Consider the following 16,232-nt stretch of genomic DNA (forward strand, 5'->3'; position numbering starts at 1 on the left):
ATTTTTACTCTTTTAATTTTTTAGCTGGCCATCGCCGTATAGATAAACTTCAGCGAACTATTGACCATATCGATCACCGGCTGAGGGAAAATACCCAGCAGGATCACGAAAACCGCTAAACTTGCCAATACGGAGAATTCTACACCGGAAAGGTCTCTGGCTGTACTTAAAACAGCTTCGTCTCCTTCCCCGAACATAGCTTTTCCGTAGAATCTCAATAGGTACACAGCACAAAGAATTACCGTAAGACCGGCGATTACTGCTGCCAGCCCGTTAAAATCATAGACTGATTTCAGCAAAATAAATTCCCCGATAAATCCATTCGTCAACGGAACTCCCATTGAACCTAATATAATAATCAGAAACAGCACGGCAAATTTAGGAGCCACTTTCGCTAAACCTCCCATTTGTCTGATGTCTCTTGACTTAAATCTTTTGTATAAAATATCACAGCAGTAGAACAGTCCCACCACGTTGATACCGTGGGCAAACGTCTGTACCAATGCGCCTTCAGCACCTTCGATATTGAATGTTCCTCTTAAAGTAATCACTGCGGAGGAGAAAATCCCTGCTACCATTAATCCTACGTGAGAGAAAGAAGAATACGCGATGATTCTCTTCATATCCGTCTGGATGATTGCGATTAATGCTCCGTGAACAATTCCTACGATGGCTAAAATAATAACGATCTGTCCTGAAATTCCTGCAATGGGAAGCGGCGAGATCGGCAATAAATAACGAATAACGCCATAAACTGCCATTTTCAGCATGATCCCTGATAAAAGCATGGATCCCTGGGTAGGAGAGTAGGTATAAGTATCCGGCTGCCACGTATGGAAAGGGAATACCGGTAATTTCACTGCAAATGCAAAGAAAATAAACCAGAATACCACCGTCTGCTGTACTTCATTAAGATCAGCATTGTAAAGGTCCGTTAAAGCGAATGATGCCGAGTGATTGTACACATAGATCAATCCTGCTAACATAAATAGTGACCCCACGAATGTATAAACGAAGAATTTCGTAGTGAATTCAAATCTTTTGTTTTCCTGGCCCCAAAGTCCGGCAATAAACCAGATCGGGATAAGGGTTACTTCCCAGAAAATGTAGAATAGCAATCCGTCAAGCGATGTGAAAACCCCTACAAGACCAAACTGCATCAGCAGGATCAGACCATAGAATGTATTTCTGTAGCTAACATTTTCGTTAAAAGATGATAAAATAATGATTGGCGTAAGAATATTGGTCAACAGTAAAAGCAGCAGGCTCATCCCGTCTATCCCGAAATGAAGTGAGCTTTTAATAAATTGTGACCAAGGGTAGTTGATCTCGTGCTGTAGTACGCTGTCTACCGTTGGATTAAAATCAAAATCCGCTACGATGTAGAACGTAATGAGCATTTGGATCAAAGCAATTCCCAGCGCCAAATATTTGCTGGATTTATCTTTCCATGCAAAAACTAATCCCGAACCTACAAGAGGTAATAGTAATAATGTTAATAATAAACCAGACATTATTGTAATATAAAGTTAACAATCAGTATAATTCCCACCGCTAAAGACATAATCAGAATATAGGTCTCTACATTTCCGTTCTGGATACGCTTCATGGCTTTTCCGCTGTCTTCAGCGCCTTCGCCCACGAAGTCTACAAAACGGTCTAAGATTCCTTTATCGAACATCTTTCCTCCGCGTCCTAATCCTTCAACAGTTTTTACAATCAATGCATTGTAAAGTTCGTCTACATATAATTTTTTAGCAGAAAGCTTTTCCCATCCGGTATAGCTTTCTTCTGCAAGCGCCATCTTTTTCTTTTTCACGTAGGTATTCTTTACGATAAACCATACGCAGAAGAACATAAGAACCGTAGCGCCTAATAGTATCATTTCAGTTCCAAACGGTACTCCGGAAAGAGTTGCTTCCATCTGGCTGTAGCTTTGCTCGGTAAGAACAGGCTTCAGCCATTCCATTAATTTAGCATAATGGCCGTGCCCGATGAAGTGAGGAAGGTTAATGAAACCTCCAAGTACAGAAAGGATAGCCAGTACGATCAGCGGAAGCGTCATATTGGACGGGCTTTCGTGTAAGTGGTGTTTCTGGTCTTCTGTCCCTCTGAATTCTCCGTGGAACGTAAGATAATACAGTCTGAACATATAGGTGGCAGTCATGGCCGCTAAAACAAAGAGCATCACCCAGTACACCGGATTTTTAGCGAAAGCTGCGACTAAAATTTCGTCTTTTGAGATCATCCCCGATAATAAAGGGAAACCCGAAATAGCTAATGTTCCGATCAGGAAAGTAGCATGGGTCACGGGAATGTATTTTTTCAGCCCCCCCATGAAACGCATATCCTGCTCGTTGCTCATGGCGTGGATCACAGAACCTGCCCCCAGGAATAATAAAGCTTTAAAGAATGCGTGCGTCATTACGTGGAACATCGCCGTAGTATAAGCTCCCAGTCCCAAAGCAATGAACATGAATCCAAGCTGTGAAACGGTAGAGTATGCCAATACTTTTTTGATGTCGTTCTGACGAAGTGCATAGAATCCTGCCAAAGCTGCAGTTAAGAATCCGATTAAGAGAATTCCTCCCTGAACGGTAGGAGCTAAAGTAAATAAGAAGTTGGATCTTACCACTAAATAAATACCTGCCGTTACCATCGTTGCCGCGTGGATCAATGCGGAAACCGGAGTAGGACCTGCCATTGCATCCGGTAACCATGTATATAAAGGAACCTGCGCAGATTTACCGGTTGCTCCGATAAATAAACTCGCTGTAATGAATATAATTACTGTTCCGTCCAATTCAAATTTTGAAGCGTTTTGTGCTACGGTAAGGTAATCCACTGCGTTGGTCTGAGCCGCAATCATAAAGATTCCGATCAATAAGGCAAGGTCACCAATTCTGTTCATGATGAAAGCTTTTCTAGCTGCTTTACCATATTCTTCGTTAGTATACCAGAACCCGATCAGCAGATAAGAACAAAGACCTACACCTTCCCATCCGATAAACAGGATCAGGTAGTTGCTTCCCATTACCAAAAGTAACATGGAGAAGATGAAAAGATTCAGATAAGTAAAAAACTTATAGAAACCTTTGTCATGGCTCATATATCCGATCGAGTACAGGTGGATCAGGGAACCGATTCCCGTAATGATCATCACCATCATTAATGAAAGCTGATCAATCTGGAATCCGAAATTGATCTGAACCCCGTTTACAGTAAACCACTCAAATGCTTTTACGATCACCGGCTGGCTTTCTGAATTCATATTCATGAAAAGACTTACTGCAATACAGAATGATCCGAAAACCATAGCTGTAGCCAGAGAGCCGACAAATATTTTTGGAAGATTTTTCCCGAATAAACCGTTAATAAGAAACCCTAAAAGTGGTAAAAGTACTATTGCATACACTAAATTTTCCATTCCTTATCCTCTTAATTTATTAAATATACTAACATCTACAGAACGGGTATTTCTATACAGCATAGCAATAATTGCCAGACCTACCGCTACTTCAGCGGCGGCTACCACCATAATGAAGAAAACTAAAAGCTGTCCGTCTCCGTTGCCTTTATACGCTGAAAAAGCAGCCAGTAAAAGGTTCGTGGAATTTAGCATAAGCTCTACACAGCCCAAAATAACAATAGCATTTTTCCTCAGCAATACGCCCAACACTCCCAAACTGAATAATACAGAAGAAAGAATGATGAAATAATTCAGAGGGACGCTTTGTATAAATGTATTTACTTCTCCCATAATTTTATAAATCTTTTTTACCGATTAATACCGCACCTACAATACCTGCCAAAATCAGGATAGAAGCAAGCTCAAACGGTAAAACATATTCATTAAACAAAAGCCTACCCAGATTTTTCGTAAGACCCACACCTTTATCTACATTTTCAACAACAATATGGTTATCCTGAACACCTCTGAATACGCCTAAAACTCCAATTAATAAAAGACCGGCCGTAAAAACTCCGACAAATTTTAAAGTATTGCCCTTCTTACTTTCGTCTTCTTTATTAAGGTTAAGCATCATCAGGATATAAAGGAATAATACCATGATGGCTCCGGCGTACACTATAATCTGGATAATCGCAAGGAATTGTGCATTCAGAAGAATGTACATGCCTGCAATGGAAAACATCGTAACAATTAATGACAAAATAGCATAGAGAGGATTTCTTGCAAATACAAAATACACTGCACTTGCCACTGCTAAAAACGCCACCAAGAAAAATAAAAACTGATCCATTATTTTACCGCATTTTTTTGTTTCTCGGATTGTCTTGTCGTAATGTCAATCCTTTCATTTATTTTTTCTACCAACTTATCTTTTCCGTAGATGAAAGATCCTCTGTTGGTTTCCACGTCTACCAGTCTGTCTGTAAGATAGATGGCAGATTTCGGGCAGGCTTCTTCACACATTCCGCAGAAAATACATCTCAGCATATTGATTTCATATACTGATGCATATTTTTCTTCTCTGTAAAGACCTTTTTCCTCCTTCGTTCTTTCGGCAGCAGTCATGGTGATGGCTTCTGCAGGGCAGGCTACGGCACAAAGTCCACAGGCTGTACATCTTTCTCTGCCTTCCTCGTCTCTTTTCAAAACGTGCTGACCTCTCCAGATGGTGGTTCTGGGTTTCTGTACTTCCGGATACGAATATACTGCGGGAGCACCTTTTATCACGGTTCTTACAGCATGCTTAAATGTAATCCCCATCCCGGTAAAAATAGCAGGAAGGTAGATTTTTTCAGCAAGGGTCATTTCTTTGTTGGAAACAACTTTTGATCTGTTCGTAAGTTTCATTTAATTATAGATGTTAGATGTTAGACGTTAGATGTTAGAAGATGGAAGCGGGAAGTTCTTACCCGGATCACCAAATTATCACATCATCACATCATCTCATTTTCAAATTATTCTAGTTTGCAAATGCTAAAATTACAGCTCCTGTAATCAGCAGGTTTACCAATGCCATCGGGATCAGGGTTTTCCATCCTAAGTGCATTAGTTGGTCATATCTGAATCTTGGAAGCGTCCATCTGATCCACATAAAGATCAGAATTCCGATTACCGTTTTTGTTAAGAACGCAACGATACTCAGGATTCCAGCAACGTTTTCGCCCCAGTTCTGAGTGACCCATTCAATTCCCGGGTAGTTGTACCCTCCGAAGAAAAGAACGACCATGAAAGCATTGGAAATAAACATGTTCACATATTCCCCGAACATATACAATCCTAATTTCATAGAAGAATACTCCGTAGAATATCCTGTTACCAGTTCAGATTCACATTCAGGTAAGTCAAAAGGGTGTCTGTTGGTTTCTGCCAATGCAGCAACAAAGAACACCAGGAAGGCAATCGGCTGGTAGAAAATATTCCAGTTCAAACCTGAAACCCATGGAATAACGCCCCATAATTTTCCTGTCGTCTGGCTTTCTGTAATTTCTTTCAGATCTAAACTTCCCGTCATCATAATGATAGAAAGCAAAGCTAACCCCATCGCCAATTCGTAAGAGATCATCTGCGAAGAAGCACGGATAGCTCCTAAAAGTGAATATTTGTTATTCGAAGCCCAACCTCCGATCATAATTCCGTATACGCCGATGGAAGCCATTCCGATGATGAAAAGTACCCCAACATCGATGTTAGCTACCTGCAGGTCAAAAGAAGTTCCTGCAATATTTAAACTTTTACCCCATGGAATAACGGCTCCTGTAATCAGTGAAATAAACATCACCAACGCCGGTCCCAGTACGAAAAGGAATTTTTCCGCATTGGCAGGGGTGAAATCCTCTTTAAAGAAAAATTTTCCACCATCCGCAAGAGGCTGCAGCAATCCGAAAGGTCCGGCTCTGTTGGGACCAATTCTATCCTGCATGATAGATGCTACTTTTCTTTCTGCCCAGGTAGAGTAGGCCGCTATCGTAAGAGACAGCAGGAAAAGCGCCAGTACAAGTATAAGTTTAAATGTTAGTAAATCCATTTTATTTTTATAGATGTTAGATATGAGATATCAGATGTCAGATATCAGATTTAAAATCTACGGTCTGATGTCTGTTGTCTGAGATCTGATGTCTTATTAATTATTTTTCGTCTTTTTCACTGATTTCTTTTGCCATCGGATTGTCTAAAACTCTCAGTTCATCCTTTGGTTTTTCGTAATGGTTCAGTGAAATTACTGAATGTCTGTCGATATGTCTAGGACCTTCAATATTCCAGTCGGAAAGTTCTTTTCTTTCAAAACGGCAGGTGTCGCAGATGAATTCTTCTACTTCGCCCCACTGGTCTTTTCTGGCGGTAACTCTTACAATTTCGTCACCTTTCATCCAAACTACAGCTTTTCCTGAACATTTATCACATTTACAGGTTGCATTCATTGGCTTAGTAAACCAAACTCTGCTAGCAAAACGGGATGTTCTGTCGGTTAATGCTCCTACCGGACAAACGTCAATTACGTTTCCGATGAAGTCATTATCCAAAGCTTTATTTAAATAGGTTGAAATTTCAGCGTGATCTCCTCTGAAGAGAATTCCGTGCTCTCTCTGACCTGTCAGCTGGTTGGCAGCCAATACGCATCTTGCACACAGAATACAACGGTTCATATTCAACTTGATATTCGGACCAAGATCGTCTGCTTCGTATGTATTTCTTTCAAATTCCGTTCTGGTTTCAAGGTTTCCGTGCTCATAACCAAGATCCTGAAGGTGGCACTCACCGGCCTGGTCGCACACAGGGCAATCTAGAGGGTGGTTCACCAATAAGAATTCGGTTACGGCTTTTCTTCCTTCCTGAGCTTTTTCAGACGAAAGGTTTTTTACCTCCATTCCGTCCATGACGTTGGTTCTGCAGCTTGCTACCAACTTCGGCATAGGACGCGGATCTGCTTCGGATCCTTTGGAAACTTCCACTAAGCAAGTTCTGCATCTTCCTCCACTGGTTTCCAATTTGCTGTAGTAGCACATTGCAGGAGGTACAGATTTTCCACCGATCTGTCTTGCGGCTTCCAGGATGGATGTGCCCGGCAAAACTTCGGTAGTCTGTCCGTCTATAGTTATTTTGAATTTTTTAACCTCTTCGCTCATATTCTATGCTTTTCGCTTATGCTGTTAAAAGTGTTAAAAGCTTTTAAGCTATATTTTAATTATACTTTTTTGTATTGAATGTATACCCGATTCCAAAATTGAACTGCGCATATACAAAATCCTGAGAAGCCTTGTCAGGTTTATTGTTTAATGTCGTTTTAATATCAGGCATATTGATGTATCCTAATTTTCCTTCTGCCTGAAGAACGATATGACTGATTAAAATTAAATTCACCGCCGCTCTGATATCGGTACCAAAACCTGCCAGGTGAAACCTGTCACTTCTTTCGTTACCCATCAGCTTAACATTTGATTTCGGTAATAAGGCTCCTATTCCGGCTCCGTAACTCAGGAAAAGATCAATATTTTTTTTATCCAAAACATTGTGATACTTCTGAGCTCCGATGTTGATATAGTTCAGTCCATCCGTATGTTCAAATGTTAAAAAATTGGCGTCACTTAAATTTATCTGCCCGTTGTTTACCATGGCTGCATATTGGGGATCGCTGATGTGACCTTTAAAATTCACGGTCTGATCCTGATCCATCACATACTTCATATGATCCATTCCCACTGTAATTCCGAAATTGTCTTTAGGGAAATAGGTAATTCTGTAATTCACCTGCGGAATCGTCAGATTACCCGGATTAAAATAAATTCCCCAATCGAATTTCGTTTGCCTGTCCTGAGCTGCTACATTTTCCAGCTGGAAATCGTAGCCGTCTCCTTTAAACCGGATATCCGATTTTGAATATTTTGCATTATTCCATCCCCAGAAAATCATTACGGATCCTTTTTTAAAAGGATTCATTTTTTGGGTATTTTCGTATGCTTTTGTCTCCATATGAACAGTATTCTGAGCAAAAGCAAGGTTCGACATCATAAGGCCGACAACCAATAACTTCTTCATTCTTAGCTACGCATTATTTTCAACAGCAGGAATTGGGTCAGCATAATTAGCTAATCCATAATTTTGGGTCTGGGATAATTCAGGGTTTTTAATATGCCATTCGAATTCGTCTCTGAAATGACGGATCGCCGCTGCAACCGGCCATGCTGCTGCATCACCTAACGGACAAATCGTATTTCCTTCGATCTTTCTCTGGATATCCCAAAGCAGATCGATATCCTCCATTTTACCTTCTCCTTTTTCTATCTTCTTTAATATCTTATACATCCATCCTGTACCTTCACGGCAAGGCGTACACTGTCCACAGCTTTCGTGGTTGTAGAATCTCGCCAAAGTCATGGTATGATCTACAATACACTGATCTTCATCCAGAACGATGAAACCTCCTGAACCCATCATGGTTCCGGTAGCAAAACCTCCGTCTGCCAGTGATTCGTAGTTCATGTATCTTGGCTCCCCGTTTACGGTTCTCAGCAATAAATTAGCGGGAACAATCGGAACAGAACTTCCTCCCGGAATACAGGCTTTCAGTCTTTTCCCATCCTTAATACCGCCGCAGTATTCTTCAGAGTAGATGAATTCTTCTACGGTGATGGTCATGTCTATTTCGTAAACGCCAGGTTTGTTGATGTTTCCACAAGCTGAAATCAATTTCGTACCTGTAGATCTTCCCACCCCGATTTTAGCGTATTCAGCGCCAGTGATATCAATGATCGGAACAACAGCTGCGATAGATTCAACGTTGTTAACTACGGTTGGTCTTTCCCAAAGTCCTTTTACAGCCGGGAATGGCGGTTTTAATCTTGGGTTTCCTCTTTTACCTTCCAGGGATTCCAGCAATGCGGTTTCCTCACCGCAGATATAGGCTCCACCTCCTCTCTGGACATAAATTTCACAGTCGAAACCGGTTCCTAAGATGTTTTTTCCTAAAAATCCTGCTGCTTTGGCCTCTTCAATAGCTTCTTCGAGAATATCCGGGATCCACGAATATTCTCCACGGATATAGATATAGGAAACATTGGAACCTAGACAGTAAGAAGAGATTAGCATTCCTTCGATCAGTAGATGAGGAAGGAATTCCATCAGATACCTGTCTTTAAAAGTTCCCGGTTCAGATTCATCAGCATTCACTACGAGGTGTCTCGGCACGCCTTCCGGTTTTGCCAGGAAGCTCCATTTCATCCCTGTCGGGAATCCTGCTCCACCACGTCCTCGAAGTCCCGAAGCTTTTACTTCTTCCAGGATTTCGTCAGGTGTCATTTTCAAGGCTTTTTCAGCTGCAGTGTAACCTCCCTGTTTGCGGTAGGTTTCAAAGTAGCGGATGCCTTCTATATGTGCGTCTTTAAGTAAAAGTTTTTTACTCATTGTTTATTATGCTTTTAGCTATTGGCTCTTGGCTTCCAGCTTTTTATAATTATTAAAAAGAATAACTGATCTTAAGAATCCAGAATTTAGATTCAGAATCATTATTAGTCCAAAGCAAGTTGTCCCTGTCTGCAAAGATCAAGGATTTCGTCCACTTTTTCTATCGTTAAATTTTCATGAAAGAATTTCCCCAGCTGCATCATGGGTGCATATCCGCATGCTCCAAGACATTCAGCAGGCTTTAATGTGAACATACCGTCTTCGGTAGTTTCCCCGTCCTTAATGTTCAGTTTGGTTCTGATATGGTCAAGGATTTTTTCGCTTCCGCACACCATACAAGGTCCCGTTCTGCATACTTCCAAAACATATTTACCAACCGGCTTCATATTGAACATGGTATAAAAAGTAGCTACTTCATATACTTCAATTGGCTTGATACTTAATAATTCAGCAACATAATCCATCACAGGAACGTCTAACCATCCTCCGAATTCTTTCTGCGCTAAGTGAAGTACAGGAAGAAGGGCAGACTTTTGTCTTCCTTCAGGATATCTTGCGATAATTTTGTGTACCTGTGCTAAACTTTCCGGTTTAAAAGCTATTGTTTCGCTCATTTTATTTTGTTGTAAAATGTACATTGTACAAAGTACAAAGTATTTATTATCTGTTTATATTTTAAGTACATTGTACATCATACATTGTACTTTTTACAATTTTATGCGTCTAATTCTCCCGCAATGATATTCATGCTGCACATCGTAACAATCGCGTCTGAAATTACAGAACCTGTGATCATTTCAGGATAAGCCTGATAATAAATGAAGCATGGTCTTCTGAAGTGAAGTCTGTAAGGGCTTCTTCCTCCGTCGCTTACCAAATAGAATCCTAATTCTCCGTTTCCTCCTTCTACAGCATGGTATACTTCTCCTTTCGGTACGTCTGTTTCTCCCATTACAATTTTGAAATGGTAGATCAGGGCTTCCATTTTCTTGTAAACATCTGCCTTTTCAGGAAGATAGAAATCCGGAACATCCGCGTGGAATGGTCCTTCAGGAAGGTTTTCGTATGCTTGTTTGATAATTTTAATGGATTCCCAGATTTCCTGCTGACGGACCATGAAACGGTCGTACGTGTCACCTGCAGTTCCTACCGGAATAATGAAATCAAAATCTTCATAAGAAGAATAAGGCTGTGCCACTCTTACATCATAATCTACACCTGCTGCACGTAAATTCGGGCCCGTGAAACCATAGCTTAACGCTCTTTCAGCAGAAATAGCTCCTGCCCCGATGGTTCTGTCCATGAAAATCCTGTTTCTTTCGAGAAGGGTACAGAATTCTTTGAATCTTGGCGGGAATGTTTTTAAGAAGTCTTTCAGAAGCTCATGGAATTTTGGAGTGAAATCTCTTTCAAAACCTCCGATTCTTCCCATATTGGTGGTCATCCTCGCTCCGCAGATCTGCTCATACATATCATAGATACGTTCTCTTTCGATGAACATATAGGTAAGACCTGTAATCGCTCCTGAATCCATCCCGGTTACCCCGTTACAGATCAGGTGGTCACCGATTCTTGCCAGTTCCATCAAAATAACACGCATATAATCTACACGTTTTGGAACTTCAACGCCAATCAGCTTTTCAACAGTCATGTGCCAGCCTAAATTGTTGATAGGTGCAGAACAGTAATTCATACGGTCGGTAAGGGTAGTAATCTGAGCATAATTTCTTCTTTCGGAAATTTTTTCAAATGCTCTGTGGATGTATCCTACCGTTTGCTCCGCGTGAAGGATTCTTTCTCCATCCATCGTTAAGATATTCTGGAAGATCCCGTGGGTAGCAGGGTGGGTAGGTCCTAAATTGAGGGTATACAGCTGTCCGTCAATTTGTTCCTTACTTTCGTACTGGTTAAGTATATTAGATAATGAGTTATCTTTCATAATGATTGCTTTTAGCTATTTGCTTCTGGCTATTGGCTAGCTGCCATTTGCCATTCGCTTTTTATCTTCCGAACATATTATCGTCCTTATCTGTTCTTGTTCCATCTTCCAGACGGTATTCCTTCAGCATAGGATGATATCCGAGATCTTCCATATTGAGGATAGGTCTCAAATCAGGATGTCCTTTGAATTTTATTCCGTAGAAATCATAGGTTTCTCTTTCCATCCAGTTGGCTCCTGCAAATAATTCCACAAGGGAATCCACTTCAATATTTTCTCTGGACATAAAGATCTTCAGACGCAATCTGAAATTGGCCATCATATTGTGCAGGTGATACACTACACCAATTTCCTTGTCCGGAAATTCAGGGTAATGGATCCCGCAGATATCGGTAAGGAAATTGAATCCCAGCGATGAATCTCTCAGGTAGTGAATGATTTTTTTGATATCTTCTTTCTTCACTTCAATCGTCAGCATTCCATAAGGCTCTGAACTTGAAATAACAGACTCCGGAAATTCTCTTGTGATGGCTTCTAATACAAATTCGTTTGTCATTCTCTTAGTTGCTTATGTTGTAGGAATCTAATAGTTTCTGATATTCCGGCATATCTCTTCTTCTGATGCTTTCGCTTTCGGCCAGGGCCTGTACCTGCATCACGCCTTCAATAATCTGTTCTGGTCTTGGAGGACATCCCGGAACATAAACGTCTACCGGAATAATTTTATCGATTCCCTGAAGTACAGAATACGTATCAAAAATACCACCACTGGAAGCACAGGCTCCCACTGCAACTACCCATTTCGGCTCGGCCATCTGGGTATACACCTCTTTCAGGACAGGTCCTAATTTCTTAGATATAGTTCCGCAAACCATCAGCATATCTGCCTGTCTTGGTGAGAAAGAGTTTCTTTCCATACCAAATCTTGATGCATCATACGTAGGGTTCAGGGTTGCCATAAACTCGATACCACAACAAGAGGTTGCAAAAGGAAGCGGCCAAAGTGAAAACTTTCTTGCCATCCCGATTACACTGCTCAGTTTCGTTGCGAAAAACCCTTCTCCTTCAAATCCTTCCGGAGCAGGTGCATCTGTTCTTATTACTGGTTTTTATCTGACATTTTTAGTAAATATTTAAAGATTGAAGTATTTAAAGATTCAAAAATTTAAGTCGTCATTTTAAATTATTTAAATACCTTAAATCTTTTAATGTTAAAAGTTTATTTATCCCAATCCAATGCGCCGCGTTTCCAGACATAGAAAAATGCCATGAAGAAAATCGCCACGAAGGTAAGCACGGCCAGGAATCCTTCCATTCCGAATTCTCTGAAATTAACCGCGTATGGGTAAAAAAATACGATTTCAATATCGAATAGCACGAACAATACCGCAGTCAGGAAGTACTTAATGGAAAACGGTGTTCTCGCGTTTCCTTCTACAGGAACTCCACATTCCCAGCTTTGGTTTTTTACAGAATTTCCTTTCTTCTGTTTGGGTCCCAGAAAATGGGCTCCAAGCAAAGAAACTGCCACAAATGCCACAGCTACACCTGCTTGGATCAGGATTGGAATATAACTTTCAGGTAAATTCATTTTTGCATTATTATCTCAATTTGCAAATTTAGCGAATAAACAAGAAAGCATGAAATTAATAAGCTTAAATGTGGGTTGAAAATAGGGAAAAGCGGTAATTTAGAATGAATAAAAATTAGAGGCTTGTTATTATTTTCTTAGTGTATTTTTCCTGTTTTTTGTAGGCTGTTAAAAGATAAATATTTCATTTCAGATAAGAATAAGCACGTAATGAACTGCTACTTCTTCATTTTTTTCAAAAGCGAGTAGGCCATGAATGAGATGTATCCAAAAAGAATGCTGGCAAGCAGTATATTCACTACAGTATTCGTCCTGTCATCTTCAATCCGGAAGAAAAAATTGTAAGCAATGAATACAGCGATAAGGATTGCAAAAACGATAAGGTGTGGTTTCATGGGTGTAGGGTTCTGGTTGCGGGTTGCGGATTTGTGATTTTTGGGTTAAAAGTTTTTCGTGATAAGTGAAAAGTTGAGTTATTAGTTTAAAATTCAAAATAATTCACTAAATGACTATTATTCATAACTTATAACTCATCACTTATAACTCATCCCTCATTACTCATTACTCATTACTTATATTCAACGTGTACGTTCTTCTTCGCTTATGGTTCACCGGGTTGTAATCCTGCCACAGCAATTGGACACTTTTGTTTTCTTCCAGTTCGGGATTGGTTTCTGCAAACTCGATACCCATGCTGGTAAAACGGACGAAAATTTCCTTGAATATAATAGCCGTTACGCCACGTCTCTGGTATTCGGGATGAATTCCGATCAGATAAAAATTGGCACGGTCATTTTTCTTTCCGGCCTGTAAAAAGTGCCACCATCCGAACGGAAACAGCTTTCCTTTTGATTTCTGTAACGCTTTTGAATAAGAAGGCATGGTGATAGCAAACGAAACCAGTTGATTGTTTTCATCTACCACGCAGATCACGTAGTTTTTGTCTATAAACGGGAAGTATTTTTCCTTATAGGTCTTAATCTGCTCTTCGGAAATAGGAGTGTAGGTGGAAAGATGCTTGTATGTCTCATCAAGCAGTTTAAACATAGGCTCTACAAAAGGCAGGATTTCCTGTTTCGACTTAAAATTAAGTACTTTTAGTTTGTATTTCTGTGCAATAAGTCCGCTGAATTTTTCCACTTTTTCGGGGAGAACTTTTGGGAAGTTCATTTCATATTCCACCCATTCTTTTTCTTTGGTCAGTCCCAGGGCTTCCATATGTTCCGGGTAATAAGCATGGTTGTAAATCCCGATCATGGTAGCCAGTTTCTCGAAGCCCATGGTCAGCATTCCGGCTTTATCCAGATTGGTAAAGCCCATCGGGCCTTCAATTTTATCTATCTTATTTTCTTTGGCGTAATTTATTGCTTTTTGAATTAAAGCTTTGGAGACTTCCTTGTCATCAATAAAATCTATCCATCCGAAGCGTACCTTTCTTATGCCTAATTCCTTTTCTTCCTTATGGTTAATCATTACCGCAATTCTTCCAGCCACTTTGTTGTTTTTTAACGCAAGAAACTGTTTGGATTCCGAATAATTCAGTGCCGGATTTTCTTTGGCATCCCATATTTTGAATTCGTCTTTTATAAAAGAAGGAACATAATAAGGATTGTTTTTATAGAGATCCATCGGAAACCTTACGAATTGTTTTAATTCATCCTGGTTTTTCACTTCAATAACGGAAATTTCAGACATATGTAAGAGGGTAATTATAGGACAAATATAAATAATAAAATGTAATACTTTGGCACAGTTTTTACATCATTATGCTTAAAATTAAACACAAAAAATCTATATAAAATGACGGGTTATTATATCATTATTGGTATTTCAATGCTGGTGAGCTGGTGGGTTTCCTCCAGATTGAAATCAAAATTTGAATATTATTCCAATGTACATCTCAGAAACGGTTTATCAGGGAAAGAAGTAGCGGAAAAAATGCTTAGAGATAACGGGATCAATGATGTACAGGTAATTTCAGTTCCCGGACAGCTAACAGATCATTATAATCCTGCAGATAAAACAGTGAATCTTTCGGAAGGAGTTTATATGCAGAGAAATGCCGCTGCTGCTGCGGTGGCAGCCCATGAATGCGGACATGCGGTACAGCATGCCGTGGGGTATTCGATGCTGAATCTTCGTTCAAAACTGGTTCCTGTAGTCAATATAAGTTCTAATTTAATGCAGTTTGTCCTTATCGCAGGGATCGGGATAATGGTTGCAACCAGATCCATTGATGATCCGAACGGAAATACTACGGTTCTGGCGATAGGAGTGGCTATGTTTGCTATGACTACACTTTTTGCTTTTGTAACGCTTCCAGTGGAGTACGATGCCAGCAACAGAGCGATGAAATGGCTTAAAGATACCGGTACGGTTACACAGGAAGAATTTGTAGGGGTCCAGGACAGTCTGAAGTGGGCAGCGAGAACCTATGTTGTTGCCGCCATCGGATCTCTGGCACAGCTTCTTTACTGGGGATCTATGCTGCTGGGAGGAAGAAGGGATTAATCAACAAATTTAAATGAAACATACTGCATCTCGGACAATTTGTCTGAGATGCTTTCTTTTTGAGCCAGTTTTAACGAAGCGGTGAGGATGCAGTTTTCATTGGCATCGAAATTCAAAACCTTCGCATCATATTTTGAAAGCAGGGTGAAAATAGTATTCTGCTGGTTAAAATTAAACTGAATTTCAATTTCAGTTTCCAGCTCCCGTGTGATGATGTGGGCTTCTTCCAGGGTGATCTTTGCACATTCTTTATAAGCCTTCACCAGCCCGGAAACCCCAAGTTTTGTTCCTCCATAATAGCGTACCGAAATCACCAGAACATTCGTGATTTCATGGGCCAAAAGCTGATTGTAGATGGGAAGCCCTGCACTTCCGGAAGGCTCACCGTCATCATTGGCCCGATAGTTTTCGCCTTCAAGCCCCATTCTGAACGCATAGCAGTGATGAGTAGCCTTCGGATGTTCTGTTCTTATTTTATCAAGGGCTTCCTTCAGTTCTTTTTCATTATTAACAGGAAAGGCAAATCCTATGAACTTGCTTCCTTTTTCTTTTAATAAGGTATTTTCTATGGGTTTTTCTATGGTTTTATATTCAAACGTCATTTCAGCCTGCTTTATCAATGCAAAAGTATAAAATACGACCTAATTTATGCAACAAAAGAAGCCGTCAAACTTTGACGGCTTCTTTTATTTTTTATGACAGGTCCTTCCTATGATCCACAATAATCCGATGGAAGCAGACACATGTAGTTTGTAGGACCGCAAAAATCCTCAGGACATTTATCTCTGCATCTTGTAGGCTCTCCTGTTGGAAGTGTACAG

Annotated in this window: 18 protein-coding genes; 1 reads left to right on the forward strand and 17 read right to left on the reverse strand. The window is 40.3% G+C overall.

Features of this window, described 5'->3' with window-relative positions:
• Positions 1-20 precede the first annotated feature (20 nt).
• From B7E04_RS07135 to B7E04_RS07205, 16 genes are all read right to left on the reverse strand, one after another.
• Positions 21-1,514, reverse strand: coding sequence for a complex I subunit 4 family protein (locus B7E04_RS07135; RefSeq protein ID WP_080778048.1), 1,494 nt, complete (start codon positions 1,512-1,514; stop codon positions 21-23).
• Positions 1,514-3,427, reverse strand: coding sequence for an NADH-quinone oxidoreductase subunit L (gene nuoL, locus B7E04_RS07140; protein ID WP_062652979.1), 1,914 nt, complete (start codon positions 3,425-3,427; stop codon positions 1,514-1,516). Before nuoL ends, B7E04_RS07135 begins: the two co-directional genes overlap by 1 nt.
• Positions 3,428-3,430: 3 nt before the next feature.
• Positions 3,431-3,760: an NADH-quinone oxidoreductase subunit NuoK gene (gene nuoK / locus B7E04_RS07145; protein ID WP_080778049.1), complete on the reverse strand. Its 330-nt coding sequence runs from the start codon at positions 3,758-3,760 to the stop codon at positions 3,431-3,433.
• 4 nt (positions 3,761-3,764) lie between these two features.
• The gene (locus tag B7E04_RS07150; RefSeq protein WP_062652977.1) at positions 3,765-4,262 is read right to left on the reverse strand and encodes an NADH-quinone oxidoreductase subunit J family protein; all 498 of its coding nucleotides are present in this window, start codon (positions 4,260-4,262) and stop codon (positions 3,765-3,767) included.
• Positions 4,262-4,819 carry a NuoI/complex I 23 kDa subunit family protein gene (locus tag B7E04_RS07155; protein WP_040996950.1) on the reverse strand — a complete coding sequence of 186 codons (558 nt, stop codon included), beginning with the start codon at positions 4,817-4,819 and terminating at the stop codon, positions 4,262-4,264. Before B7E04_RS07155 ends, B7E04_RS07150 begins: the two co-directional genes overlap by 1 nt.
• Positions 4,820-4,931: 112 nt before the next feature.
• On the reverse strand, positions 4,932-5,996 hold the full coding sequence (gene nuoH / locus B7E04_RS07160; RefSeq protein WP_062652976.1) for an NADH-quinone oxidoreductase subunit NuoH: 1,065 nt from the start codon (positions 5,994-5,996) through the stop codon (positions 4,932-4,934).
• Positions 5,997-6,096: 100 nt separating this feature from the next.
• Positions 6,097-7,095, reverse strand: a complete 999-nt coding sequence (locus tag B7E04_RS07165; protein ID WP_062652975.1) for an NADH-quinone oxidoreductase subunit G — start codon at positions 7,093-7,095, stop codon at positions 6,097-6,099.
• 55 nt (positions 7,096-7,150) lie between these two features.
• The gene (locus tag B7E04_RS07170) at positions 7,151-8,005 is read right to left on the reverse strand and encodes a hypothetical protein (protein ID WP_080778050.1); all 855 of its coding nucleotides are present in this window, start codon (positions 8,003-8,005) and stop codon (positions 7,151-7,153) included.
• 6 nt (positions 8,006-8,011) lie between these two features.
• On the reverse strand, positions 8,012-9,370 hold the full coding sequence (nuoF, locus tag B7E04_RS07175) for an NADH-quinone oxidoreductase subunit NuoF (RefSeq protein ID WP_062652974.1): 1,359 nt from the start codon (positions 9,368-9,370) through the stop codon (positions 8,012-8,014).
• A gap of 104 nt (positions 9,371-9,474) precedes the next feature.
• Positions 9,475-9,984, reverse strand: a complete 510-nt coding sequence (locus B7E04_RS07180; protein WP_080778051.1) for an NADH-quinone oxidoreductase subunit NuoE family protein — start codon at positions 9,982-9,984, stop codon at positions 9,475-9,477.
• Between the two features lie 101 nt (positions 9,985-10,085).
• A complete protein-coding gene (nuoD, locus tag B7E04_RS07185; protein WP_080778052.1) occupies positions 10,086-11,309 on the reverse strand; it encodes an NADH dehydrogenase (quinone) subunit D in 1,224 nt (407 codons plus the stop codon).
• Positions 11,310-11,370: 61 nt separating this feature from the next.
• Complete coding sequence (locus tag B7E04_RS07190; RefSeq protein ID WP_080778053.1) at positions 11,371-11,865, reverse strand: NADH-quinone oxidoreductase subunit C; 495 nt, start codon at positions 11,863-11,865, stop codon at positions 11,371-11,373.
• 4 nt (positions 11,866-11,869) lie between these two features.
• Positions 11,870-12,409 (reverse strand): NADH-quinone oxidoreductase subunit B, encoded by a 540-nt coding sequence (locus B7E04_RS07195; RefSeq protein ID WP_080778054.1) that lies wholly within the window; start codon positions 12,407-12,409, stop codon positions 11,870-11,872.
• Positions 12,410-12,528: 119 nt separating this feature from the next.
• Positions 12,529-12,900, reverse strand: a complete 372-nt coding sequence (locus tag B7E04_RS07200; protein WP_040996932.1) for an NADH-quinone oxidoreductase subunit A — start codon at positions 12,898-12,900, stop codon at positions 12,529-12,531.
• Between the two features lie 218 nt (positions 12,901-13,118).
• A complete protein-coding gene (locus tag B7E04_RS22105; protein WP_165439419.1) occupies positions 13,119-13,295 on the reverse strand; it encodes a hypothetical protein in 177 nt (58 codons plus the stop codon).
• A gap of 166 nt (positions 13,296-13,461) precedes the next feature.
• Positions 13,462-14,595, reverse strand: coding sequence for a GTP cyclohydrolase (locus B7E04_RS07205; protein WP_080778055.1), 1,134 nt, complete (start codon positions 14,593-14,595; stop codon positions 13,462-13,464).
• A gap of 105 nt (positions 14,596-14,700) precedes the next feature.
• Here B7E04_RS07205 and B7E04_RS07210 point away from each other — a divergent pair, with 105 nt between their 5' ends.
• The gene (locus B7E04_RS07210) at positions 14,701-15,411 is read left to right on the forward strand and encodes a zinc metallopeptidase (RefSeq protein WP_062652970.1); all 711 of its coding nucleotides are present in this window, start codon (positions 14,701-14,703) and stop codon (positions 15,409-15,411) included.
• Here B7E04_RS07210 and B7E04_RS07215 read toward each other — a convergent pair.
• A complete protein-coding gene (locus B7E04_RS07215) occupies positions 15,408-16,013 on the reverse strand; it encodes an IMPACT family protein (RefSeq protein WP_080778056.1) in 606 nt (201 codons plus the stop codon). The two genes, B7E04_RS07210 and B7E04_RS07215, sit on opposite strands and share 4 nt — an antisense overlap.
• Between the last annotated feature and the right edge of the window lie 219 nt (positions 16,014-16,232).

The sequence above is a fragment of the Chryseobacterium phocaeense genome (assembly GCF_900169075.1).
Taxonomy (GTDB): Bacteria; Bacteroidota; Bacteroidia; order Flavobacteriales; family Weeksellaceae; genus Chryseobacterium; species Chryseobacterium phocaeense.